The following is a 24,238-nucleotide window of genomic DNA, read 5'->3' on the forward strand; positions in this document are numbered from 1 at the left end:
GACGCCGGGCACGCGGTCATCCCTGCGCGGGGTCGGCCGCTCCCGGCCTGAGGGTGGGGAACGGCAGGCGCAGCGCCCCGAACGCGGCCTCGGGCACCGCGGGACGCACCGGCCGGACCGGCGGCGTCGACCGGTAGGGCCGGCCCGGAGCGGGGCGCGAGTCGGTCTCACCCTTGTTCGGCCACATGGACATGGCCCGCTCCGCCTGCGCCGTGATCGTCAGGGACGGGTTGACGCCGAGGTTCGCCGAGATGGCCGAACCGTCGACGACGCTGATCCCGGGATGGCCGTACAGCCGGTGGTAGGGGTCGATGACGCCGGTGTCCGGGCTGTCGCCGATGGGGCAGCCGCCGATGAAGTGCGCGGTCAGCGGGACGTCGAAGATCTCGCCGATCGTGCTGCTCGGGAAGCCGTTGATCTCACCGGCCAGTAGGCGGGCCGCCTCGTCGGCGGCGGGGATCCAGCTCGGGTTCGGCGCCCCGTGCCCCTGGCGGGAGGTCAGCTTCGCCTTGCCGCCGCGCACCTTCTTCGTCGAGACGGTGAGGGAGTTGTCCAGCGACTGCATGGCCAGGCCGATGATGGTGCGCTCCGACCAGCGGCGCTTGCTCAGCGAGCGGGCCAGCAGCACCGGGTGCCGCGCGCCGGTGGCGAGGAAGCGCAGCCAGCGCGGTCCGCGGCCGCCACCCGGTACCTGCAGCACGGACAGCAGCCCCATGGCGTTGGAGCCCTTGCCGTAGCGGACCACCTCGATGTGCGTGTGCTCGTCCGGGTGGATGGACGAGGTGATCGCCACGCCCTTGGTGAAGTCGGCGCGCTGCCCGAAACGGCGGTCGGTGGTTTGCGCGGTCACCACCGCCTCGGAGTTGGTGCGGCTGAGGTAGCCCAGCCGGTCGGACAGGCGCGGCAGGTCACCCCGGGCCTTGAGCGTGTGCAGCAGCGTCTGGGTGCCGTACGTGCCGGCGGCCACGATGACGTGCCGGGCGGTGAAGCCCCGCCTGCCCCGCCTGCGCGAGCCGGAGCGCCGCGTCTCGACCAGGTAGCCGTCGCCCTGCTCGCTGATCCGGGTGACAGTGGTGAGCGGGTGGATCTCGACGCCGTTGCGTTCGGCGAGGTACAGGTAGTTCTCGGTGAGCATGTTCTTGGCCCCGTGCCGGCAGCCCGTCATGCACTCGCCGCATTCGATGCAGGCCTTGCGGGCCGGTCCCACGCCACCGAAGTACGGGTCCTCGGCCTCGCCGCCCGGGCGGGCCCGGCGGCCACCGTCCGCGTCGTCGCCGTCGCCGAAGAAGACACCGACCGGCGTCGTGTGGAAACTGCCGCCCACCCCCATCTGCTCCGCGACCGCCCGCAGGTGCGTGTCGGCCGGGGTGATGGTGGGGTTGAGCCGCACGCCGAGCATCCGTTGCGCCTGCTCGTAGTAGGGGGCCAGTTCCTGCTGCCAGTCGGTGATGTGCCCCCACTGCTGGTCGGTGAAGAACGCCTTCGGCGGGACGTACAGGGTGTTGGCGTAGTTGAGGGAGCCGCCGCCGACGCCCGCACCGGCCAGGATCAGCACGTTGCGCAGCAGGTGGATGCGCTGGATGCCGAACAGGCCGAGGGCGGGCGCCCACAGGTAGTTGCGCAGGTCCCAGGAGTTCTTCGGCAGGTCGCCGGCGGTGAACCGGCGACCCGCCTCCAGGACCGCGACGCGGTAGCCCTTCTCGCTGAGCCGCAGGGCGGACACCGCACCGCCGAAGCCGGAGCCGACCACGACGACGTCGTAGTCGTCTGCCTGGTCGTTCAGGGGAGTCGTCATGGGGGAAACCTCCGAGGGGGATGAGGCGGGGCGGCAGTTAGGGAAGGGCGATCCGGAAGTGCCCCGGCGGCTCCTCCAGCAGGCCGAACAGGGTGAGGAGCACACTCAGGTCGCCGTCGGCGGACACCGCGCCGGACGCGATCTGGTCGGGGAAGGTCGTGCGCCGGGCCAGAATCAGGTCGAGTACGGCCCGGTCGAGGCGCAGCGTGAGCTGCGGGTCCTCGTCGCCGGGCGCGGCACCGCGCATCGGGGTGAGTACCCCGTTGCCGACCAGCACCGTCCACACCTCGTCGGTGTCGGGGAACTCCCACCGCACCAGCAGCCGGTGGGCTGCGGCGCTCGGGCCGTCGAGACGGACCGCCATCGACTGGAAGACCTGCTCGGTGGAGAGCCCGGCCAGGATGTCCGCGCTCATCCGCGGCTCGTTGCCGCTCAGGGCCTCGGCGCCGACCCGCAGTTCCCTGGCGCCGGTGAGGTAGAAGTTGCGCCAGACGCCGTTCTCCTGGGCGAAGCCCAGCTTCTCGAACGTACGGGCCTGCAAATCGCGGGCCCCGGCGTGCTCCGGCTCGGCGAACACCACGTGGTTGAGCACCTCGGCCACCCACCGCAGATCCCCGGCCGCGAACGACTCCCGGGCCCTCGCCACCACGGCGTCCGCGCCGCCCATGAAGTCCACGTACCGTTTGGCCTGTTCGACCGGCGGGTGTTGCCAGAGGTGGGCGGGGTTGCCGTCGAACCAGCCCAGGTAGCGCTGGTAGACCGCCTTGACGTTGAAGTTGAGCGAGCCGTAGTAGCCGCGCACGCTCCACGCCCCGCCGAGCGCGCCGGGGAGTTCGGTGAGCTCCTCGGCGATCTCCGGACCGGTCAGGCCGCGGTTCATCAGCCGTACGGTCTGGTCGTGCAGGTACGCGTACGCGTCGCGCTGCTGGGTGAGGATCTCGATGACCTGCTCGCGGCCCCAGGTCGGCCAGTGGTGCGATCCGATGAGGACCTCGGCGGAGTGGAACAGCTGGATGCTCTCGGTGAGGTACCCGGCCCACGCCCGGGCGTCGCGCACCATTGCCCCGCGCGGCGTCAGCACGTTGTGCAGGGTGTGGCTGACCGTCTCGGACACCAGCAGCACCCTGCGGTCCGGGAAGTAGAAGTTGAACTCGGACGGCGCCTCGGTGTCCGGGACCATCTGGAAGACGAACCGCACCCCGTCGAGGATCAGCTCCTGGCCGGTCTCGCTGACGGTCACGGTCGGTGGGATCAGGCCGAAGGTGCCCGCGGACACGCCCTGGCCGAGGCCGAAACCGACCATGCCGTCCGGGCCGGCGGGCAACGCGTTGCCGTACATGTAGACGGCGCGGCGGCGCATCGCGGGACCGGCGAAGATGTTCTCGCTGACCGCGTGTTCCAGGAAGGCCTCGGGCGCGACGATCGTGACCCGCCCCTCGGCGACGTCCTCGGCGGTGGTGACGCCCTGGACGCCGCCGAAGTGGTCGGCGTGGCTGTGGGTGTAGACCACCGCGGTCACCGGGCGCTCACCCCGGTTGCGGCGGTACAGCTCCAGGCCCGCCGCCGCACACTCCCGGGAGACCAGCGGGTCGATGACCACCACACCGGCGTCGCCCTCGACGAGGGTCATGGTGGAGATGTCGAGACCGCGGATCTGGTAGATGCCGGGTACGACCTCGAACAAACCCTGCACGCTGTTGTGACCGCTCTGGCGCCACAGGCCGGGATGCACGGTCTCGGGGCACTCGTCCGTACGCAGGAAGTCCCAGCGGTCGTTGTCCCAGACGACCCGTCCGGTGTCGTCGCGGATGACGCACGGCTCCCACTTGTCGATCAGGCCGCGGTTGACGTTGTCCTGGTCGGTGGGGTCGTTCAAGTCGAGTTCCTTGGCGCTCATCGAGGCTCGCTTTCAGGGCGTCCCAAATATCGTTACCTGCAGTATCGTTATTGCGGATCGGCTGTCAAGTACTCGCTGGTGGCGGCACCCCGGCTGGACCCGGAACGACGGAGGTAGGACATGGCCACGGACGGGATGGTGTGGGTGCCGGGCGGCCGGTTCACGATGGGCTCCGACGCGCACTACCCGGAGGAGGGCCCGGCCCACCCGATGGCCGTGGACGGCTTCCACATCGACCGGCACCCGGTGACCAACGACCAGTTCGCGGCGTTCGTCGCCGACACGGGCCACACGACCCTCGCCGAACGGGCGCCCGACGCGGCCGACTACCCGGATGCGGACCCGGCGCTGCTGGTGCCGTCGTCGGCGGTGTTCACCCCGCCCGCGTACCCGGTAGACCTGCGCGACGCGTACCTGTGGTGGTCCGCGGTCGCCGGCGCCGACTGGCGCCACCCGCAGGGGCCGGGCAGCGGCATCGACGGCCTGGGACACCACCCTGTCGTGCACGTCGGTCACGCCGACGCCGAGGCGTACGCCGCCTGGGCGGGCCGGACCCTGCCCACCGAGGCCGAGTGGGAGTACGCCGCCCGCGCCGGCGGTTCCGGCGAGTACGCCTGGGGCACCGAGCTGACCCCGGACGGCCGGCACATGGCCAACGTCTGGCAGGGCGACTTCCCGTACGCCAACGAGCAGGCCGACGGCTGGTACTGGACGTCGCCGGTGGGCAGTTTCCCGGTCAACGGCTTCGGGCTGCACGACATGATCGGCAACGTGTGGGAGTGGACCGCCGACTGGTGGTCCGCCCACCGGGCCGAGCCCGCGCCGGCCTGCTGCGGCGGCGCCAGGGCGTCCTCGGTCGACCCGGCGTTGCCGCCACCGGCGCGGATACCCCGCAAGGTGATCAAGGGTGGTTCGTATCTGTGCGCGCCGAACTACTGCCGCCGCTACCGCCCGGCCGCCCGGCTGCCCCAGCCGATCGACACCACGACCGGTCACGTCGGCTTCCGCTGCGTGGCGCGGCCGTCCACGCGTCCATGAAGGGTGGACGCCGCGAAGCGAGGAGGTCCCGCGGCGTCCACCCGGCTTCTCACTGGCGGGCCATGGCGATCCGCCAGCGCTCCTCGATCGGGATCAGGTGCTCGGGGTTCCCGGCGGCGGCGTCCACGTCGATCTGCACCCAGCGGATGGTGCCCGTGAACTCGTTGTCCCGGGCCGGGTAGTCGGGCGTGACGGGGGAGCCGGTCTCCCGGCCGACACAGGTGGCCTCGTCCGCGGAGAACACCACCGGCTGGGTCGCCGCGACCGGACCCCGGCCGACCTCGGCGCCGTCGCAGTACAGCGTGACGGTGCCGCCCTTGGCCAGGCCGGGGCCGTCGTAGGCGAACTCCATGCGCACCTGGTGCTCCCCGGGCGCCAGCGCGGTGTCGGTGCCGACGGAGAAGTGGCGCAGGCCGACCAGGTTGTAGCAGTAGCGCAACCGGCCGTCGACGGCGTACAGGCTCCAGCCGCCGGCCATGCCGCCCTGGGACACGATGACGCCCGCGGCCCCGGATTCGGGCACCACGATCTGCGCGGTGACCGCGTGGCTGCGGTTCTTGATGCTGAGCACCGAGTTCTCGTTGAGGTGCCCCATGCCCGGGAACAGCACCTGCGTGCTGCCCTTGATCAGCTGCGGCCGGCCGGACAGGGTCGCGTCGCACCGCTCGGCCATCCGGTCGTCCAACGGCAGTACGCCGTGCCGGGTCGCCTCGATCAGCCAGAGCCGCTGCAGCCGGTGCAGCATCTGCGGCTGCTCGGCGGCCAGGTCCCGGGACTGGGTCCAGTCGTCCGGGCCGTACAGCTCCCACACGTCGTCGTCGAACGCGACCACCTGCATGCCGACGACCTGCCAGGGGGTGCGGTGCTTGGTCACCGCGGTCCAGCCGTGGTGGTAGACCCCGCGGTTGCCGGCGATCTCGAAGTACTGCGTCTGGTGCCGGTCGGCCGCGGTGGCGTCGCCGAACGTGTACCCGAGGCTGACCCCCTCGATCGGCGCCTGGGTGACCCCGTGCACGGCGACCGGCTCGGGCAGGCCCGCGGCCTCCAGGATGGTCGGTGCCACGTCGATGACGTGGGCGAACTGCTGGCGTAGGCCCCCGGCGGCCGCGATGCGGGCGGGCCAGTGCACGATCGTCGCGTTGCGTGTCCCGCCCCAGTGCGAGGCGACCTGCTTGGTCCACTGGTACGGCGTGCTCAGCGCGTGCGCCCACCCGGCCGCGTAGTGGTTGTAGGCGGTCGGTGTGCCGAACTCGTCGACCCGCGCCCGCAGGAAGTCGGCGGTCTCCAGCGCGCCGAGCCCGTTGAAGTTGATGAACTCGTTGAAGCTGCCCTGCAGGGTGCCCTCGGCCGACGCGCCGTTGTCCCCGAGGATGTAGAAGATCAGCGTGTCGTCCAGCAGCTGCAGGTCGTCGATCGCCTGCACGACCCGGCCGACGTGGTGGTCGGTGTGCGCCAGGAATCCGGCGTAGACCTCCATCTGCCGCGCCAGGACCGGCTTGAGCTCGTCGGGCATCTCGTCCCAGTGCGGGATCTCCGCGTTGAACGCGGTCAGCTCCGCGTCGGCCGGGATGACACCGAGCGCCTTCTGCCGCGCGAAGATCTCCTCGCGCAGCGCGTCCCAGCCGGCGTCGAAGCGTCCGGCGTACCGGTCGGACCACTCCCGCGGGGCGTGGTGCGGGGCGTGCGTGGCGCCGGGGGCGAAGTACATGAAGAACGGCCGGTCCGGCTGCAGCGCGTGCTGGCGGCGGATCCAGTCCACCGCCCGGTCGGCCAGATCCTCTGTCAGGTGGTAGCCCTGCTCCGGGGTGCGCCGCGGCTCGACCGGCGTGGTGCCCTCGTACAGGGTGGGGTAGTACTGGCTGGTCTCCGCGCCGACGAAGCCGTAGAAGTACTCGAACCCGCTGCCCGTCGGCCACCGGTCGAACGGGCCGGCCGGGCTCGTCTCCCACACCGGCACCTCGTGGCACTTGCCCAGCTGCGCGGTGGCGTACCCGTTGAGCCGGAGCGTCTCGGGCAGCGGTGCCTTCGTGTTCGGCCGCACCGTGTGATAGCCGGGCACGCCGGTCGCCAGCTCGGTGATGCCGCCCATCCCCACCGAGTGGTGATTGCGGCCGGTCAGCAGCGCCTGCCGGGTCGGCGAGCACATGGCCGTGGTGTGGAAGCGGTTGTAGCGCAGGCCGCCGTCGGCCAGCCGCTGCGCGATCGGGGTGTCCACGGGGCCGCCGAAGACGCTGCTGGCGCCGAAGCCGACGTCGTCGAGCAGCACGATCAGGACGTTGGGCGCGCCCGCGGGCGGGCGCAGCGGCGTGATCGGGGACTGGCGGTGGTCCGGGTCGTGCACGTCGTGGGTGACCGGTCCGGTGTGTGCCCGGTCCGGCATGGGCAGCACGGTACGCGGCAGGTGGTCTGACACGGGGCCTCCTCGGGGATGGTGCGACGTCGCCGTCCGCCCGATCGCGGGCTAATATCGTTACCCATGGTAACGTTATTGATGGCAGGCGGGTCAAGGGTTCCCGCGGCAACATGGACTGCGGCATGACCGCACGTACGCTTCGGGCATGGTGAGTCGGGTGGAGCGTCGGCCGGGCCGGCCGCGGGAGGAGCGGGTGACCGGGGCGGTGCTGTCGGCGGTCCTGGAACTGGTGACCGAGCAGGGCATGGCCGCGGTGACGATGGACGCGGTGGCCGCTCGTGCCGGCGTGAGCAAGCCGGCGATCTACCGCCGGTGGCCCGGCAAGCACGACCTGGTCATCGCGGCGGCGGAGAACCGTATCGGCGAACTGACCGTGCCCGACATGGGTGACTTCCGGGCTGAACTGCGGGCGGTGCTCGACGCCCGTCTCGCGGCCTACCGGATGCCCGGCACGTCGCGGCTGCTGGCCGGCATGATCACCGCAGTGGAGGAGGGCGGCGACGCCAGCGGCGTGTATCGCGCCTACGTCTCCCGGATCATGGGCGAGACGAGGAAGATCCTCGAACGCGGGATCGCCCGTGGCGACGTCCGTGGCGACGTCGACGTGCAGGCGGCGGCGACGATGGTGGCCGCGCCGCTGGTGTTCCGCCTGGTGATGGAGCAGCGGCTGCCGGACGAGCGGTTCGCCGCGGATGTGGCCGACATGATCACCCGCGCGGTGGCTGCCGCGGCCTGACCCGGCCCCCCTTTTTCCTGTTCCGGGGTCTTGCCGAGCCGACCCCTAATAATGATACTGGCGGTAACGAATCCCCGGTGTCGGAGGTCACACAGGGGAACCCCCCGTCCCTCTGCAGCCCCCCGCGGAGCCCCTGTGACCGACACCCGAGCCGTACCCGAAACGCCGATACTTCCTCGCGAACCCGCCGGCGCCGCCCGCCGCCGGGCCTGGACCGTCGTCGCGATGCTCGTCGCCTTCATGGTGATCAACTTTGCGGACAAGGCCATTCTGGGCCTCACCGCCGATCCGATCCGTCACGACCTCGGCCTGTCTGCCACCCAGTTCGGGCTCGCCAACAGCGCCTTCTTCCTGCTGTTCTCCATCTTCGGCGCGCTCGGCGGAGTCCTCGCCGACCGGATCCGGCCACGGTGGCTGCTGCTCGGCATGGTCGTGCTCTGGTCGGTCTCCCAGTCGCCGATGGCGCTCGGTGGTGGCGTCGCCGCCCTGTTCGTCTCGCGGGTACTGCTGGGCGCCGCCGAGGGCCCCGCGTTCCCCGTCGCCCAGCAGGCGGCGCTGTCCTGGTTCCCCAACGAACGCCGCAACCTGCCCAGCGCGCTGATCACCGTCGGCAGCACCCTCGGCGTGGTCATCGCCGCACCGACGCTGACCTGGGTGGTGAACCACCACAGCTGGCGCGCCGCCTTCGCGGTGGTGGCCGTCGTCGGCGCGGTGTGGGCGCTGGGCTGGGCGTTCGTCGGCGGCGAGGGCAGCCACACGGCCGCGCCGTCCGCGGCGACCAGCGACCCCACGAGCGGGGTCGGCTACCGGCGGATCCTCGCCACGCGCTCCTGGCTCGGCATCACGGCCGCCTACTTCAGTACGTACTGGGTGGTCGCCCTGACGATCGTCTGGCTGCCGTCGTACCTGCACAACGCACTGGGCTACTCGACCGCCACCGCCGCGAACCTGATCGCGCTGCTGTCCGCGGTCAACGCCGTCGCCCTGCTGGGCCAGGCCGGACTCACCGGATGGCTGCTGCGCCGCGGCGTCAGCAGCCGGTGGGCCCGCGCCCGGGTCGGTGGTGTCGTCCTCGTCGTCAGCTCCGTGGGCTGCCTCGCCCTCGCCGCGGCGCAGCGGGCTCCCCTCGCCCTGCTGCTGCTGATCCTCGGGTTCGGGCTGTGCACCGTGATGGCCACCATCGCGGTTACCACGGTGGCCGAGCTCGCCCCGGCCGGACGTCGCGGCGGAGCGCTGGGGCTCATGAACGCCGTGGTCACCACCGCCGGACTGATCGCACCCACGCTGACCGGCTACCTGGTCGACGCGCACGGCACGGCGGGATACCAGCAGGCCATCCTGCTGACCGGCGTCCTGCTCCTGCTGGGTGGGACGGCCGCGTTCACGCTCGTCGACCCGGCCCGCGATCGTCACCGCCTGTCCGCCTGACCCACCCGTCCGCCCTTCTCGACGATGAAAGGCCTGCGATGTCCAGTCTGGCCCGCAACCTGGCCGCCACCCTCGCCCGCGACAGCGCCGCCCCCGCGGTGCGCCTCGGCGACCACGTCCTGACCTACGCCGAGCTCGACGGGGCCAGCGCCCGCGTCGCGGGCCTGCTGCGCGATCGCGGCGTACGGCCGGGGGACCGCGTCGGCCTCATGCTGCCCAACGTGCCGCAGTTCGCCGTCGCGTACTACGGCATCCTGCGCGCGGGCGCCGTCGTCGTACCGATGAATGTGCTGTTGAAGTCCCGCGAGGTCGCCTTCTACCTGGACGACTCGCGGGCCGCTCTGGTGCTGGCGTGGCACGGCTTCGCCGCCGAGGCCGTTGCCGGTGCGGCCGCCGCCGGCACCGACTGCCAGCTGGTGACCCCCGGCGAGTTCGAGACCCTGCTCGCGGACACCGCGCCGCAGCACGAGATCGTCGAGCGCGACGACACAGACACCGCGGTCATCCTGTACACGTCGGGCACCACGGGCACACCCAAGGGCGCCGAGCTGACCCACGCCAACCTGATCCGCAACACGCAGGTCGCCGTCGACCTGATGTCGATCACGGCCGGCGACGTGGTGCTCGGTGCGCTGCCGCTGTTCCACTCGTTCGGGCAGACGTGTGGGCTCAACGCCTCGGTGGCGGCCGGGGCCTGCCTGGCGCTGGTGCCGCGCTTCGACGCGGGACAGGTGCTCGACACCGTTGCCCGGCACCGCATCACGATCTTCCAGGGCGTACCGACCATGTACGCGGCCCTGCTGGCCCACCCCGACCGGGCCGGGTTCGACACCGGCAGCCTGCGGTTGTGCGCCTCCGGCGGCGCGGCGCTGCCGGTCGAGGTGCTGCGCTCCTTCGAGGCGGCGTTCGGGTGCATCGTCCTGGAGGGCTACGGGCTGTCGGAGACCTCGCCGGTGGCGTCCTTCAACCACGCCGGCCGCGAGCGCAAGCCCGGCTCGATCGGCACGCCGGTCGCCGGGGTGGAGATGGCGCTGCGCGACGTGACAGACGGCATCGGGGAGATCGTCATCCGCGGCCACAACATCATGAAGGGCTACTGGAGGCGCCCCGACGCGACGGCGGAGGTGATCGACGCCGACGGCTGGTTCCACTCCGGCGATCTCGCCCGCGTCGACGACGACGGCTACTTCTTCATCGTCGACCGCAAGAAAGACATGATCATCCGGGGTGGGTACAACGTGTACCCGCGCGAGATCGAGGAGCTGCTGTACGAGCACCCGGCGGTGCACGAGGCCGCCGTCATCGGCGTCCCGCACGCCGAACTCGGCGAGGAGGTCTGTGCCGCTATCGCGCTCAAGCCCGGCGCGGCCGCCACGCCGGAGGAGATCCGCGAGCACGTCAAGGCGCAGGCCGCGGCGTACAAGTACCCGCGGCACGTGTGGATCGTCGACGAACTGCCGAAGACCCCCACCGGCAAGATCCTCAAGCGCGAGGTCCAGGCACCCGCCGACCTGCCGGCCTGAGCTGCTCCCCGGACACCGCTGCCTGTCGCGTCGGGCAGCGGCCCGGTATCTTCCAACTCCCTCTCCGGGTTCACCGCGCTGACAAGGACCTGCCGCATGAGTAGCAGCACCGCCACGACCGCAGAACTGGACCAGGCGATCGCCGAGTTGCGCGATGGCGAACGAGGCTGGGCCGCCGAGCCGCTCAGCTCCCGCCGCGCGCTGCTGCGGCGCCTGCACGACAACGTCGCCACGCACGGCGGGGAATGGGTACGCGTCGCCGCGGCGATCAAGCAGCTGCCCGCCGACTCCCCGCTGGTCGGCGAGGAGTGGATCAGCGGGCCGTGGGCGGTCCTCGGCTACACCGGCGCGCTCGCCGACACGATGGTCAACCTGGAGAAGGGCCGCGACCTGCTGGCCGGTTACCCCGTCGGCGGGGCGCCCGGCGGCCGGGTGGCCGTCGACGTGCTTCCGCACGACGTGTTCGACCGGCTCCTGCTCAGCGGCTTCCGGGCCGAGGTCTGGATGGAGCCCGGCGTCACCGAGGCCGAGACCCGGGAACGCGCCGGTCTGGGCCTGCGCAACCCCGAGCAGACCGCCGGTGTCGCCGTCGTCATGGGCGCCGGCAACATCACCTCGATCGCGCCGCTGGACGTGCTCTACCAGCTGTACGCGTACAACCGGGTGGTCGTGCTGAAGCTCAACCCGATCACCGACCCGTTGCTGCCGGTGTTCGAGGCGGTGTTCGCCCCGTTCATCGAGCGCGGGTACGTCCGCATCGTCTGCGGCGACGCGAGCGTCGGCGACCACCTGGTCACCCACCCGGACGTCGCCGCGATCCACCTGACCGGCAGCGAGGCCACGCACGACGCGATCGTCTGGGGCACCGGGGCGGCGGCCACGGCGGCCAAGGCGTCCGGCGTGCCGCGCATCGACAAGCCCGTCACCAGCGAGCTGGGCGGGGTGTCGCCGACCATCGTGGTGCCCGGGAACTGGTCGAGCGCCGACCTGCGGTTCCAGGCCGAGCACATCGCCACCCAGCGGCTGCACAACAGCGGCTTCAACTGCATCGCCGCGCAGGTCGTCATCGTCAGCGCGGACTGGCCGCAGAAGCAGGAGTTCTTCGCCGCCCTGCGCGACGCGATCGCCGGCGCGCCGGCCCGTCCGGCCTGGTATCCGGGCTGCGATGCGCGGGTGTCCGGCGCGCGGCGGGCGCATCCGGACTTCGAGGCAGTGGGCGGCACCACGGAGCGCACCGTGCTGTGGGGTCTGCAGGCCGGTGACGCGGGGGAGTCCGCGTTCAGCACCGAATACTTCGGGCCGGTCCTCGGCGTGGTCGAGCTGCCGGGCACGGACCTCGCGTTCCTGAACGCCGCGGTCGAGGTCGCCAACGAGCGCATGCACGGCACGCTCGGCGCCAACCTGGTGATCGACCCCGGCACCCAGCGCCGGCTCGGGGCGGCCCTGCGGGAGAGCATCGCCGCACTGCGGTACGGGACCGTCGGCGTCAACGCCTGGACCGGCCTGGGCTACATGACCGCCCGCGCCACCTGGGGCGCCTACCCGGGCCACCCGCTGGACGACATCGGCAGTGGCCGGGGCGTGGTGCACAACGCGCTGATGCTGCACCGGCCCGAGCGCACCGTGGTGTACGGGCCGTTCCGGCCGTTGCCGCGTTCGGTCATGACGGGCCAGCTCAGCCTGATGCCGAAGCCGCCGTGGTTCGTGACCAACCGGACGGCCGCGACGACCGGCCGCAGGCTGGCCGAGTTCGCCGCCCGGCCCCGGTGGTCCGCGATCCCGGCCATCTTCGCCTCCGCGCTGCGCGGATAGCCCGCCGCAGTCGCCGGTCTCCGGCGCGCGCCCCGGCCGACGGCCGGGGCGTTTGCCCTCCGGGAAAGGTCCGGCTGGCCGCTGAGCCCGCGCCGCTCAGCCCGGCCCGGCCGCTACCCGGCACTGACGGCGCGGGACTCGCGGCGCGAGACTGATGGCCCGGGCGTCAGTCCCGGGCCAGCTCGGCCGCTGCCGGGCGGGCGGCCGGGATCGACCCGGCCCGGGCCGGCCGCAGGCTGGGCACGGTCACGCGGCCGGTGCGGGACCGGGTCACCACGGCGGTGACGACCGCCGCCAGCACCGCGGCGCCGGTGATCACCCCGACCGCGGCGGTGGGCACGTCCAGCAACTTGAGCGCGCTGGCCAGCAGGACCACCACGAGCGCGGTACGGATCAGCGCGACCGGGGCCCGCGACGAGATCCGGGCGCCGATCAGGACGCCCGGGATGGAGCCGAGCAGGACCGCGCCGGTGATGTCGAGGTGCAGGTCCCCGAAGAGGGCATGGCCGAGGGCGGCCGACAGGACCAGCGGGATGGCCTGGACGAGGTCGGTGCCGACGAGGTCGTTGGCGCGCAGCTTCGGGTAGATCGCCAGCAGCACCACGATGATCAGCGAGCCGGAGCCGACCGAGGTCAGGCCCACGACGAGGCCACCGACCACGCCCAGGGCCAGGGTCGGCAGGGGGCGTACCCGGACGGGCTCCGGCGCCGTCTCGGCCGGGCGGCGGCGGCCGGTCCACGCCTTGAGCACCAGCCCGGCGGCGGCCAGCAGCAGCGCCGCGCCGAGGGCGATCTTGATGGTGTGCTGGGTGGCGGCGTCGTCACCGATCATGCGCAGCAGCAGGACGCCGAGGAACGCGCTGGGCACGCTGCCGGCGCACAGCCAGCCGACAAGGCGCCAGTTCACCGTGCCGCGGCGGGCGTGCACGGCGCCGCCGAACGGCTTCATGACGGCGCTGGCGGCGAGGTCGCTGGAGACCGCCGCGATCGGCGGGACACCGAACAGCAGCACCAGGATGGGTGTCATCAGAGCGCCGCCGCCCATGCCGGTGAGGCCGACGACGATGCCCACCCCGAGACCGGCCAGCGCCATGGTGAGATCCATGGCCCAGAGTCTGGCTGGGAAAACCTTCCTTGTCTACTAACTCGGTTGACTTTGTGGAAATACCCGCCGTTGGTGTCATGGTCATCAAGTTGCGGGAAAAGAACGCTCCCTTGCCCGGCAGACCAAGATCCGTGAAATGTTTGTGACCATTGACACTTTCCACTGGGTGCTCGTGTTACAGAACTTGTCATGACTGTCATTCCCGGCGCGGACCGCACGGTCGACCGCCGTACCGTCCTGCGCGTCGCCGGCCTGTCCGCCGGTGCGGGCGTCGTCGCCGCCGCCACCCGGCCCGCCGCCGCATCCGCCGCTTCCGCCTCCGTCTTCCAGCACGGCATCGCCTCGGGCGACCCGCTGCCCGGCGGCATCCTGCTCTGGACCAGGGTCACCCCGACCCCCGACTCCCTCCCCGGCTCGGGCGTGGGGCCCGCCGTCACCCTCGACTGGCAGGTCGCGGCCGACCCGTCGTTCGCCACCCTGGTGGCGTCCGGGCAGGTCGCCACCGGGCCCGAGCGCGACCACACCGTCAAGGTCGATGTCGCCGGCCTGGCCCCGGCCACCACGTACTGGTACCGCTTCGGGCTCTCCGGCACCTGGTCCGGCACCGCACGCACGATGACGGCTCCGGCCGCTGACGCGGCCATCAGCCGGCTGCGCATGGGCGTGGTGTCGTGTGCCAGCTGGGAGTCGGGCTACTTCGCGGCCTACCGACACCTGGCCGAGCGCGGCGACCTCAACCTGGTCGTGCACCTGGGCGACTACATCTACGAGTACGGCACGGGTGAGTTCGACGCGGGCGGCACGGTGGTACGGCGCACCGAGCCGACGCACGAGACCCTGACGCTGGAGGACTACCGGATCCGGCACGCCCTGCACAAGACCGACCCGGACCTGCAGGCCCTGCACGCCTCCGTCCCGTGGATCATCACCTGGGACGACCACGAGGTCGCCAACGACATGTGGAGCGGCGGCGCCGAGAACCACACCCCCGGTACGGAGGGCAACTTCGCGGCCCGGGTCGCCGCGGCCCGCCAGGCGTACGCCGAGTGGATGCCGGTCCGCCTCGCCGCCGACGGCCACATCTACCGCCGCCTGCGCTACGGCAACCTGTTCGAACTGTCGATGCTGGACCTGCGCACGTACCGCTCGAAGCAGTCCAACGGCACCGACGTGGACGACCCCAGCCGCACCATCGCGGGCACCGACCAGTTGCAGTGGCTGATCGACGGCCTGAACAACTCCACCGCCAAGTGGAAGATCGTCGGCAACCCGGTGATGATCGCCCGCGTGGACCTGGCGACCCTGCCCGCGTGGCTGCTCGGCCCGATCGCGAAGCTGCTCGGCATCCCCGAGAACGGCATCGTGCTCAACGCCGACCAGTGGGACGGCTACAACGCCGACCGCGAGCGCCTGGTCGACTCGCTGCGCGCGCACCACACCGGCAACGTCGTCTTCCTCACCGGCGACATCCACACCTCCTGGGCCAGCGAACTGACCACCAAGGACACCGGGCCCAACAACCCGGCCGCCGCGGAGTTCGTCGTCCCGTCGGTGACCAGCGACAACCTCAACGACTTCCTGCACACCTCGCCGGGCGGGCCGCTCAGCCTGCTGGCCGCCGACCTGATCCGGGGCACCAACCCGCACGTCAAGTGGACCGAGCTGGACGGCCACGGGTACGGCGTGTTCGAGGTGACCACGGACCGGTGCCGGATGGACTGGTACCACCTGGCCGACCGCACCCGCCGCGACAGCGCCACCCGCTGGGTCGCGGGCTGGTCCGTGGGCACCGGCTCGTCGAAGATCCGCAAGGAGTCCGCACCGACCACCAAGCGCCGCTCGTCTCCGTACGCGTGAGCCCGGTCCCCGGGGGCCCCTACCGGCGGCCCCCGGGGACGTGCCGGCGGTACACGCTGACCGTCGGATCCCCCTTGATCCAGAACCGCCACGGCACCTCGTGCGCGGAGGTGACCCCGACCCGTGGCCCCGCCTCGATCAGCTCGGGCGCCACGGGTTCGGGCGGCGGCGTCATCGTCATCGGGCCGCTGCCGTCGACCACCGACGTCCCGTAGGCGGAGGGATCGAGCGCCAGCACCTGCACGAGCTTGGCCGGGCCCGCGGCGAGATCGTGATCCGACCGCGCCGCGGGCCGCCGGGCCCGGGCCGTAGCCAGCCCGTCGACCACCTCGGCGGCGCGCAGCAGGACGGCCGACGCCTGCCCCTCGGGCCCGCAGACGACGTTCACGCACGAGTGCATGCCGTAGATCCGGTACAGGTAGAGCCGTCCCGCCGGGCCGAACATCGCGGCGTTGCGGGCGGTGGGCCCGCGGTGGGCGTGGCTGGCCGGGTCCGCTCCGAGCCCGCTGTACGCCTCGACCTCGGTCAGCCGCGCCGTGACGCCGTTGGCGCTGACCAGCCAGCCCAGCAGGTCGCGGGCGGTCTCCGCGACCGCCTCGGCGGGCGCGTCGAGCCAGGTGTACGTCATCCGTCCAGCCAACCACACCCGATGCGGGCGCTCAGCGCAGCGTCAGCCGGAAGACCCTGGCCCCCGCCGCCCAGGCGGAGCGCAGGTCGTCGGGATCCGGATTGCCGTCCTGATCGATTCGGATCTTGTTGAACCGGGCGAAGTTGTGGTTGTCCCGCGCGATCACGGCGTAGTGCTCGACCACCCCCGCCTCGTCGGTCAGCACGTGCACGTCGGCCAGGCGACGCCGACCCTGGAAGCGGACCTCCACCGGCACGCCGGTCCGCAGGTTGCGGCCCCAGGCGAACGGTGACCCGATCAGCAGCGCCCCCTCGTGCCGGGTGTACGCGACCGGCACCGTGTATCGCCTGCCCGACTTGCGTCCCACCAGATACAGCGTGATCAGCCGCCGGCCGGCCACTCGCGACAGCAGCGGGAGCCGGAGCATGCCCCGGACGAACCGGTTCGCCAGGCCCTGGAGGGCCATCGTTTCCGCCCTGCCGCCCGAAGCGGGCTGCGCGCTCGCGGGCGCCCGCCGCGCCGACGAGCCGGCGTCATCGTCTGTCATGTGACGCTCCTCCGACACGCTCCCTGCATGCCTTCGCCGTCGACGCTATACCGGTCACCGGCACCGGGCGGAACGCCATGTGGCACACGGCGGCACGCCGGCCCAGAAGACGAAACGCCGAACCTACGCTACCGTAACCTACGGTGCCGTAGCCGGCGGAACCGAAGAACGAGCAGCCTGGAGGACGTGTGACGACCGAACCCCTCTCCGAACTCGCCCTGCTGACCGAGCTGGAGCCCGTGGTGGAGGCCAACCTCAACCGCCACCTGGGCACGGCCAAGGAGTGGTTCCCCCACGAGTACGTGCCCTGGAGCGAGGGCACCGACTTCGACGGTGTGCTCGGCGGCCAGGCGTGGGAGCCGGGCCAGTCCAAGCTGTCTGACGTCGCCCGTACGTCGCTGATCGTGAATCTGCTGACCGAGGACAACCTGCCCAGCTACCACCACGAGATCGCCTCGCTGTTCGGCCGGGACGGGGCCTGGGGGACCTGGGTGCACCGGTGGACGGCGGAGGAGGGCCGGCACGGGATCGCGATCCGGGACTACCTGCTGACCACCCGCGCCGTCGACCCGGTGGCGCTGGAGCGCGCCCGGATGACGCACATGGAGAACGGCTTCACCACCGAGCACCTGGGCGTGCTGCCGTCGATCAGCTACGTGTCGTTCCAGGAGCTGGCGACCCGGGTGGCGCACCGCAACACCGGCCGGATCAGCGAGGACCCGGTGTGCGAGCAGCTGCTGGCCCGCGTCGCCCAGGACGAGAACCTGCACATGCTGTTCTACCGGAACCTGCTCGGCGCGGCGTTCGAGCTGGCGCCCAACGAAGCGATGCGGGCCGTGTGCGGCGTGGTCAAGGCGTTCCAGATGCCGGGGCACGGCATCGAGAACTTCCGCCGCAAATCCGTACAGATCGCCAAGGCGGGCATCTACGACCTGCGGATCCACCACGACGAGGTGATCATGCCGGTCCTGCGCCAGCTGCGCGTCATGGACCGTACCGGGCTGTCCGGTGACGGCGAGGCGGCCCGCGAGGAGCTGGCCGCGTTCCTCGCCGACCTGGACGGGGCCGCGACCCGGTTCACCGAGATGCGCGACAGGGCCAACGCCCGCAAGGAGTCGCAGCCCACCCGTTAGTGCATGTCCCGTCCGCCAAACGTCCCTGCTCACGTCCTCTGTGCATGCTCAGCCCGGTAGCGGACAGCGACCGCTGCATCACCGAGCCGTTGACCCACCGGTGGCGGGCGGCGCGAACTTATCTCTCGCTGAGTCGATCCTTAAGCGCTTCTAAGTTGCGGCCGCCCCGCTCGGGCCGCCCGGCATAGTCGGTGCGCCCGTGGCCCCACGGTGCACGGCCGCACCCCACGCGGCCGACTGAGGATCGAGGAGCGACAGAGCCCGTGTCGATGTCCGAAACCCTGCGACTGCGCTACACCCTCGTTGCCGGCACGACGGCGGTGGTGATCGGCGTCGGCTTCACCATGGCCGGCCTGCACCAGCACGCCGCCGACGCGACGCAGACCCGCGTCGCCGACAGCTACGTCGCCCCCGCCGCCGACCCCGCCGGCGAGGGCGCGCAACCGCCGGCCGCCGACGCCGCCCTGCTGGCGGCGCCGGCCGACGGCACCACCACCGCTCCCACCCCGAGCGCCGGCCCGAGCGCGAGCGCGGCCAAGGCCACCCCCACCCCGTCCGAGACGAGCGCGACGGTCCCGGCCAAACCCAAGGCCACACGTACGGCTGCGCGGCGGGCGGCCAGTGTGGGCAGGGTGCCGCAGACCAGCGGCGGGATCCTCGATCAGGTGCTGTCGCACATCAACGCGGCCCGCGCCGACAAGGGCCTGCCCGCGTACACGTTGGACGACGACCTATCGAAGGCGTCCGCGCTGCACAACCAGCTGATGATCAACGGGTGCGGGCTGAAGCACCAGTGCCAGGGCGAGGGCGGCATCGGCAAGCGCTTCAGCGCCCAGGGAGTGTCCTGGACGGCGGCCGGGGAGAACATCGGCTTCGGGTCGTCCGGCGCGAGCGACTCCGCCATCGTCGACGCCGCCAACGGGCTGACCGACAGCATGCTGGCCGAGGTCCCGCCCAACGACGGGCACCGCCGGAACCTGCTCAGCAACGACTTCCGCCGCATCGGCCTCAGCGTCGTCCGCGACGCCAAGGGCATCACGTGGATGACCCAGGACTTCGTCAAATGAGCCGCCCGTTCGGCCCGGCCCGCCCGGTCGGCCCCAAACGCCCGCCGCGGCCGAGCCGCCCCACCCGCCGTACCCGTCCGAGCGGGCCGAAGCGCCCGCGCGGCTGACCTCAGCAGGCCTCCCGCCACGGGTGGCCCGGATGGACGAGGTCCAGCGCGTCGCGCAGCCATCCCCGCTGCGCAGCGGTCATCAGCGGCAGGGCCCGGGCCAGGTCCCGCTCGTCCTTGGGGCGGGCCGCCTTCGCCTTGAACAGCAGGGCCACCTCGGGCGTCAGGTACGGGATCCCGTCCCCGGTGTGCCGGATGATCTCCGCGTACGGCCGCCGGATCCGGTCCTCGGCCCGCCGGCAGATCCACAGGTCGCCGTCGTGCGGCTCCCGGAACACGTCCAGCCGCCACCGGCCCGCCGCCCGCTCGTACGCCCATGTCTGGTGCGACTCGCCGGCCAGCGTCCGCGCGCTCATCGGCGCCAGCCGCCCCTCGCCCTGCGGCACCCAGAAGTCGCACTCCGGCAGGAGGGGCGGCAGAAGCGCGAACCGGTCGGCCGGAACCGCGATCTCCAGATCCTCGTGCTCGCGCGGGACGCCGCCCGCGTACAGGTCGATCGCCCAGCCGGCCGCCACGTACCACGGCGCGGGCAGCCCGGCCAGCCGCCGCGCGACCTCCCGCGGATGCCACGCCGCCCACGCCTCGATGTCAGGCTGCCGCATCCTCCGAGCCTACGAGGGCCCCGGAGCCCACGAACCGGATCCCCGGCAGGTCGAAACCGTTGAACCGCGACGCGTACGCCGTGGTGTACGCCCCCGCCACGTGGATGTAGACCCGGTCGCCGACGGCCAGATCCGCCGAGAGCGGCACGCCGTAGCGCAGCGTGTCCTGGCTGTCGCAGCTCGGCCCGGTGAGATGGAACCGGTCCCGTCGCACCGAATCGCGCGAGTCACGGACCGGGTAGCTCAGCGCGGTCCCGGTCTCCAGCGACTCCATGAACCCGTTGAACGCGCCCACGTCCAGGTGCGCCCAGCGGGCCCCGGCGCGCCGCGCCAGCCCGATCACGGTCGCCACCATCACGCCGGACTCCGCGACCATCGCGCGGCCCGGTTCCACGACCAGTTCGACCGGGTACGGCACGTACTGCTCGATCGCGGTCCGGATGTGTTTCGCGTACGTCTGCAGGTCCGGCACGTCGGAGTCGTAGCGGGCCGGGAAGCCGCCGCCCACGTCCAGCATGGTGAGCCGGATACCGTCACCGCGCAGATCGTTCATCACCGCGCCGCACCGCTCGATCGCGGCGGCCCACGCGCTCGGATCGGTCATCTGCGATCCGACGTGGAAGGTGATCCCGTACGGCCGCAGCCCGCGCGCCCGGGCCCCGCGCAGCAGGCGAGCCACCTCGGCGGGATACACACCGAACTTGCCCTCGCTGTGCACGGCGCTGTCCGCGGCGGCCGTCGCCAGCCGCACGTACACCGACGCCCCGGGCGCCATCGCGGCGATCTTGTCCAGTTCCACGTCGGAGTCCGCCGCGAACCGGTGCACGCCGGCGACCCACGCCTGCCGGACCTGAGCGGCCACCTTGACCGGGTTGCTGAACAGCACGTCGGCCGGCGGGACCCCGATCGCCTGCAGTTCACGCAGCTCCGCCGCGGAGGCGATCTCGAACGACGCACCGTGCGCCCGCAGCAGGCTCAGGATCGGCCGGGCCGGGTTGCACTTCATGGCGTAGTGGACGCGCGCTTCCGGCAGGGCGTCGCGCATCGCGCGGTACGCGTCGCTGACGGCGTCGAGATCGACCCTCAGGTACGGCGTCGGGGGCTCGCCGCCCGGTTCGAGCATGGACAGGGACATCGTCATGGTCTCCGCGGACCGGTCACAGCGCACCTGAAGACATTCGGCGCCGTGTGGTGCTGACCCGGTGCCACGTGGTTGCCATCCGGTTGCACCCGCAGATTATGGATCATCGATGGCTGTCCGCCGGTGCGGCGCGCCCGGTCCGTACCCGACTCGTTAAGGTGCGGCGATGGTCAGCCTGTTCAGGAACATCGCCGACGCCCTGCGTCGGACCGCACGCCGCTGCGCTCCCACCCCGCGCACCGCGCCGGTGACTGCGCCGCGATCCGTTCCCACCGCCAGCCGCGGGCGGCGCCTGGAGTACGCCCCCGATCTGGACGGCGCCGCCGATCCGGGCGAGATCGTCTGGACCTGGGTGCCCTACGAGGACGATCCGCGCCAGGGCAAGGACCGTCCCGTGCTGGTGGTCGGGCGCTCCGGCCGTACCCTGCTGGGTTTGATGCTGTCCAGCCAGAGCGAGCGGGACGGCCAGCGCGGCTGGCTGGCGCTCGGCCCCGGCGACTGGGACGCCTCCGCGCGGCCCAGCTGGGTCCGGCTGGACCGGGTGCTGGAGGTCGACGAGGACGGGATCCGCCGCGAGGGCGCGATCCTGGACCGCGGCCGCTACGACCGGGTCGCCGACCGCCTGCGCCGCGAGTACGGCTGGGCCTGACGATAGCGTGGGCGCATGACGACGGCGGCGATGGTCGGTTTCGGCACAAAACAGGCATGGCTCGCCGTCCGCGACGCCGAACCCGGCCGGGTGCTGACGGCCCTCGGACTGCGCGACCTCGGCCCGGTGTCCTGGCGCGACGGCATCGACCTCGCCTACCTCACCGACGACCGGGTCGCGCTCACCCCGCCGCTGCCGGGCGCCGCCGGCGGATCCTGGGTGCTGGCCACCGGCCGCTGGCTGCTGCGCCCCGGCACCGTGGTGGACGCGCCCGGCCTGTCCGCGCGGCTCGGCACCGAGGTCCAGTTCTTCGCGACGCACCGCGTCACCGAGCTGCACCGCTGGCAGCGCGCGGTCGACGGCCAGCCGGTACGCGCCTTCGGCTACGTCGGGCAGACCGGCGAGGTGACCTCCTGGTTCGGCGAACCCGACGCCGCCGAGCGGTCCGCGGGCCTGCCCCCGGAGCTGGACGAGGAGACGACGGTGCTGGTGGCCGAACGTGACGTGCTCACGGTCGCCGCCGCGTGGAGTGTGGATCCCACCGGGCTCGACGGCCGTCCCGCCCCCGGCCCCCTGCTGATCGGTGCCGCCGCCTGAGCGGTCAGCCCGCTGTCACGGCCGGTTGCTCCAGGTCGTACCCGCGCCGCGTCAGCTCCGACTCGACGGCCGCGCAGACCGTCTCGACCACGGCCAACCGCGCCCAGTTCTTGTCGTCGCCCGCGATGATGTGCCACGGCGCCCACCGCGGGTCGCACCGCCGGAGCATCTCCGCCACCGCTGCCTTGTACTGCGGTCGCCTGCCCCGGTTGCGCCAGTCCTCGTCGGTGAGCTTCCAGGTGCGCAGCGGGTCACCGGCCCGGTCCTGGAACCGCCGCAGCTGCTCTGCGGCCGACACGTGCATCCAGAACTTCACGATGATCATGCCCTCGGCGGTCAGCGTCCGCTCGAACTCGACGATCTCCCCGTACGCGCGGGTCCACTGCTCGCGGGAGGCGAACCCCTCGACCCGCTCCACCAGCACCCGCCCGTACCAGGACCGGTCGAAGACCGCCATGCCGCCCCAGCCCGGCAGCCGCGGCCAGAACCGCCACAGGAAGTGATGCCGCTTCTCGTCATACGTCGGGGCCGCGAATTGGGAGACCCGCACGTGCCGCGGGTCCAGCGGGGCCACCAGCCGTTTGATCGCCCCGCCCTTGCCCGAGGCGTCCCAGCCCTCGAACACGACGCACAACGGCGGGCCGATCCGCTTCTCACCGATCTGGCCACCGAGGAGCAGGCGCAACCGCAGCAGGCGTTCCTGCGCCGCCACCAGCCGGGCGACCGCCTTCTTCTTCGACAGCTCGACGGGTGGTGTCGCGGATCCGAGACGGCTCATGGCTCCACCCTGACATCGAAGCCCGCCACCGGTACAACGAAACCCGGTGTCCGGGCCCGTGGGGCGTGCGGGAGAATCGGCCACGTGACCGACCGTGCCGAACCCACGAACGTGCAGCCCATCGTCGACGACCTGCGCTGGCGGGGGCTGATCCAGGACTCCACCGACCCGGAGGAACTGCGCCGCCACCTCGACGGCGCGCCGATCACGTTCTACGTGGGCTTCGACCCCAGCGCCGCGTCCCTGCACGTCGGGAACCTCATGCAGGTGATCACCGCGCGCCGCCTCCAGCTCGCCGGCCACCGCCCGCTGATCCTCGTCGGCGGCGCCACCGGCCAGATCGGCGACCCGCGCGAGTCCAGCGAGCGCACCCTCAACCCGCCCGAGGTGGTGGCCGCCTGGCAGGAACGCATCAGGGCCCAGGTGTCACCGTTCGTCACCTACACCGGTGCGAACGCCGCCACTCTCGTGAACAACCTGGACTGGACCGGCCCGACCTCGGTCATCGAGTTCCTGCGCGACGTCGGCAAGCACTTCCCCGTCAACAAGATGCTGGCGCGCGACGTGGTGCGCAACCGCCTGGAGACCGGCATCAGCTTCACCGAGTTCAGCTACCAGTTGCTGCAGGCCAACGACTTCTACCACCTGCACGTACGCCACGGCTGCACGCTGCAGTTCGGCGGCTCCGACCAGTGGGGCAACATCACCGCCGGCGTGGATTTCGTCCGCCGTCGCGGCGCCGGGCCGGTGCACGCGTTCACCACCCCGCTCGTGCTCAAGGCCGACGGCACCAAGTTCGGCAAGTCCGAGAGCGGCGCCACCTGGCTCGATCCCACGATGACCTCGCCGTACGCGTTCTACCAATTCTGGGTCAACGCCGACGACCGCGACGTCAACAACTACCTGCGCTACTTCAGTTTCCGCCCCCGCGAGGAGCTGGAGGAGCTGGAGAAGGCGACGGCCGAGCGCCCCCAGGCGCGCCTCGCTCAGCGGGCGCTGGCCGAGGAGATGACCGCGCTGGTGCACGGCGCCGAGGAGGCACGGCAGGCGATCATGGCCAGCCAGGCGCTGTTCGGCCGGGCCTCGCTCGACGAGCTGTCCGCGGACACGCTGCGGGCCGCCCTGGCCGAGGCCGGACTGCTCCAGGTACGCGGTGAGCTGCCCACGGTCGGCACCCTGTTGAAGGACTCCGGTCTGGTGAGCAGTGCCAACGAGGCCCGGCGGACGATCGCCGAGGGCGGGGCGTACCTCAACAACGAGCGGGTCACCGACGGCGACGCCGTGCCCGGGACCACCGCGCTGCTGCACGGCCGGTTCCTGGTACTGCGGCGGGGCAAGCGGACCTTCGCCGGCGTGGAACTGGTGTGACGTAGGTCAACGTCCGG

General features: G+C 72.0%; 20 protein-coding genes. 11 read left to right on the forward strand and 9 right to left on the reverse strand.

Annotation, left to right across the window (positions count from 1 at the left end):
* Positions 1 to 16: 16 nt before the first annotated feature.
* Positions 17 to 1,795 carry an FAD-dependent oxidoreductase gene (locus ACMCNN_RS10315; RefSeq protein ID WP_412745957.1) on the reverse strand — a complete coding sequence of 593 codons (1,779 nt, stop codon included), beginning with the start codon at positions 1,793 to 1,795 and terminating at the stop codon, positions 17 to 19.
* Positions 1,796 to 1,832: 37 nt separating this feature from the next.
* The gene (locus ACMCNN_RS10320; RefSeq protein ID WP_412745958.1) at positions 1,833 to 3,692 is read right to left on the reverse strand and encodes an alkyl/aryl-sulfatase; all 1,860 of its coding nucleotides are present in this window, start codon (positions 3,690 to 3,692) and stop codon (positions 1,833 to 1,835) included.
* A gap of 120 nt (positions 3,693 to 3,812) precedes the next feature.
* On the opposite strand from ACMCNN_RS10320, the gene ACMCNN_RS10325 reads away from it, so the two are divergent.
* The gene (locus tag ACMCNN_RS10325; RefSeq protein ID WP_412745959.1) at positions 3,813 to 4,730 is read left to right on the forward strand and encodes a formylglycine-generating enzyme family protein; all 918 of its coding nucleotides are present in this window, start codon (positions 3,813 to 3,815) and stop codon (positions 4,728 to 4,730) included.
* A gap of 49 nt (positions 4,731 to 4,779) precedes the next feature.
* Here ACMCNN_RS10325 and ACMCNN_RS10330 read toward each other — a convergent pair whose 3' ends face one another.
* Complete coding sequence (locus ACMCNN_RS10330; RefSeq protein ID WP_412745960.1) at positions 4,780 to 7,143, reverse strand: sulfatase-like hydrolase/transferase; 2,364 nt, start codon at positions 7,141 to 7,143, stop codon at positions 4,780 to 4,782.
* Between the two features lie 145 nt (positions 7,144 to 7,288).
* Between ACMCNN_RS10330 and ACMCNN_RS10335 the strand changes: the two genes are divergently transcribed.
* The 4 genes from ACMCNN_RS10335 (at position 7,289) to ACMCNN_RS10350 (ending at position 12,642) form a co-directional block, all read left to right on the forward strand.
* Positions 7,289 to 7,879: a TetR/AcrR family transcriptional regulator gene (locus tag ACMCNN_RS10335; RefSeq protein ID WP_412745961.1), complete on the forward strand. Its 591-nt coding sequence runs from the start codon at positions 7,289 to 7,291 to the stop codon at positions 7,877 to 7,879.
* 135 nt (positions 7,880 to 8,014) lie between these two features.
* Entirely contained in the window at positions 8,015 to 9,307 is a 1,293-nt protein-coding gene (locus ACMCNN_RS10340; RefSeq protein WP_412745962.1) for an MFS transporter, read from the forward strand.
* Positions 9,308 to 9,345: 38 nt separating this feature from the next.
* The gene (locus tag ACMCNN_RS10345; RefSeq protein WP_412745963.1) at positions 9,346 to 10,830 is read left to right on the forward strand and encodes a long-chain-fatty-acid--CoA ligase; all 1,485 of its coding nucleotides are present in this window, start codon (positions 9,346 to 9,348) and stop codon (positions 10,828 to 10,830) included.
* A 96-nt stretch (positions 10,831 to 10,926) separates the two neighbouring features.
* Positions 10,927 to 12,642 carry an aldehyde dehydrogenase family protein gene (locus ACMCNN_RS10350; RefSeq protein ID WP_412745964.1) on the forward strand — a complete coding sequence of 572 codons (1,716 nt, stop codon included), beginning with the start codon at positions 10,927 to 10,929 and terminating at the stop codon, positions 12,640 to 12,642.
* Between the two features lie 166 nt (positions 12,643 to 12,808).
* Here ACMCNN_RS10350 and ACMCNN_RS10355 read toward each other — a convergent pair whose 3' ends face one another.
* Positions 12,809 to 13,747 carry a sulfite exporter TauE/SafE family protein gene (locus tag ACMCNN_RS10355; RefSeq protein ID WP_412745965.1) on the reverse strand — a complete coding sequence of 313 codons (939 nt, stop codon included), beginning with the start codon at positions 13,745 to 13,747 and terminating at the stop codon, positions 12,809 to 12,811.
* Positions 13,748 to 13,936: 189 nt separating this feature from the next.
* Between ACMCNN_RS10355 and ACMCNN_RS10360 the strand changes: the two genes are divergently transcribed.
* Positions 13,937 to 15,604 carry an alkaline phosphatase D family protein gene (locus ACMCNN_RS10360; RefSeq protein WP_412745966.1) on the forward strand — a complete coding sequence of 556 codons (1,668 nt, stop codon included), beginning with the start codon at positions 13,937 to 13,939 and terminating at the stop codon, positions 15,602 to 15,604.
* Between the two features lie 19 nt (positions 15,605 to 15,623).
* Here ACMCNN_RS10360 and ACMCNN_RS10365 read toward each other — a convergent pair whose 3' ends face one another.
* A complete protein-coding gene (locus ACMCNN_RS10365; protein ID WP_412745967.1) occupies positions 15,624 to 16,232 on the reverse strand; it encodes a DNA-3-methyladenine glycosylase in 609 nt (202 codons plus the stop codon).
* A gap of 31 nt (positions 16,233 to 16,263) precedes the next feature.
* The gene (locus tag ACMCNN_RS10370) at positions 16,264 to 16,779 is read right to left on the reverse strand and encodes a hypothetical protein (RefSeq protein ID WP_412745968.1); all 516 of its coding nucleotides are present in this window, start codon (positions 16,777 to 16,779) and stop codon (positions 16,264 to 16,266) included.
* 188 nt (positions 16,780 to 16,967) lie between these two features.
* On the opposite strand from ACMCNN_RS10370, the gene ACMCNN_RS10375 reads away from it, so the two are divergent.
* Complete coding sequence (locus tag ACMCNN_RS10375; protein ID WP_412745969.1) at positions 16,968 to 17,912, forward strand: acyl-ACP desaturase; 945 nt, start codon at positions 16,968 to 16,970, stop codon at positions 17,910 to 17,912.
* A 269-nt stretch (positions 17,913 to 18,181) separates the two neighbouring features.
* On the forward strand, positions 18,182 to 18,979 hold the full coding sequence (locus ACMCNN_RS10380; RefSeq protein ID WP_412747126.1) for a CAP domain-containing protein: 798 nt from the start codon (positions 18,182 to 18,184) through the stop codon (positions 18,977 to 18,979).
* 109 nt (positions 18,980 to 19,088) lie between these two features.
* Here ACMCNN_RS10380 and ACMCNN_RS10385 read toward each other — a convergent pair whose 3' ends face one another.
* Positions 19,089 to 19,688 carry a nucleotidyltransferase domain-containing protein gene (locus tag ACMCNN_RS10385; RefSeq protein WP_412745970.1) on the reverse strand — a complete coding sequence of 200 codons (600 nt, stop codon included), beginning with the start codon at positions 19,686 to 19,688 and terminating at the stop codon, positions 19,089 to 19,091.
* Positions 19,675 to 20,829: a type III PLP-dependent enzyme gene (locus tag ACMCNN_RS10390; protein WP_412745971.1), complete on the reverse strand. Its 1,155-nt coding sequence runs from the start codon at positions 20,827 to 20,829 to the stop codon at positions 19,675 to 19,677. Before ACMCNN_RS10390 ends, ACMCNN_RS10385 begins: the two co-directional genes overlap by 14 nt.
* Positions 20,830 to 20,995: 166 nt before the next feature.
* Here ACMCNN_RS10390 and ACMCNN_RS10395 point away from each other — a divergent pair, with 166 nt between their 5' ends.
* Together ACMCNN_RS10395 and ACMCNN_RS10400 are read left to right on the forward strand one after the other, a co-directional pair.
* Positions 20,996 to 21,478, forward strand: a complete 483-nt coding sequence (locus tag ACMCNN_RS10395; protein ID WP_412745972.1) for a type II toxin-antitoxin system PemK/MazF family toxin — start codon at positions 20,996 to 20,998, stop codon at positions 21,476 to 21,478.
* Positions 21,479 to 21,493: 15 nt separating this feature from the next.
* A complete protein-coding gene (locus ACMCNN_RS10400) occupies positions 21,494 to 22,075 on the forward strand; it encodes a hypothetical protein (RefSeq protein ID WP_412745973.1) in 582 nt (193 codons plus the stop codon).
* 4 nt (positions 22,076 to 22,079) lie between these two features.
* Here the strand turns inward: ACMCNN_RS10400 and ACMCNN_RS10405 are convergent, their stop codons facing one another.
* Positions 22,080 to 22,853, reverse strand: a complete 774-nt coding sequence (locus tag ACMCNN_RS10405) for a polyphosphate kinase 2 family protein (RefSeq protein ID WP_412745974.1) — start codon at positions 22,851 to 22,853, stop codon at positions 22,080 to 22,082.
* An 84-nt stretch (positions 22,854 to 22,937) separates the two neighbouring features.
* On the opposite strand from ACMCNN_RS10405, the gene tyrS reads away from it, so the two are divergent.
* Complete coding sequence (gene tyrS, locus ACMCNN_RS10410) at positions 22,938 to 24,221, forward strand: tyrosine--tRNA ligase (RefSeq protein WP_412745975.1); 1,284 nt, start codon at positions 22,938 to 22,940, stop codon at positions 24,219 to 24,221.
* The last annotated feature ends 17 nt before the right edge of the window (positions 24,222 to 24,238 follow it).

It is taken from the genome of Krasilnikovia sp. MM14-A1004, from assembly GCF_047159485.1.
In the GTDB taxonomy this organism is placed as follows: domain Bacteria; phylum Actinomycetota; class Actinomycetes; order Mycobacteriales; family Micromonosporaceae; genus Actinoplanes.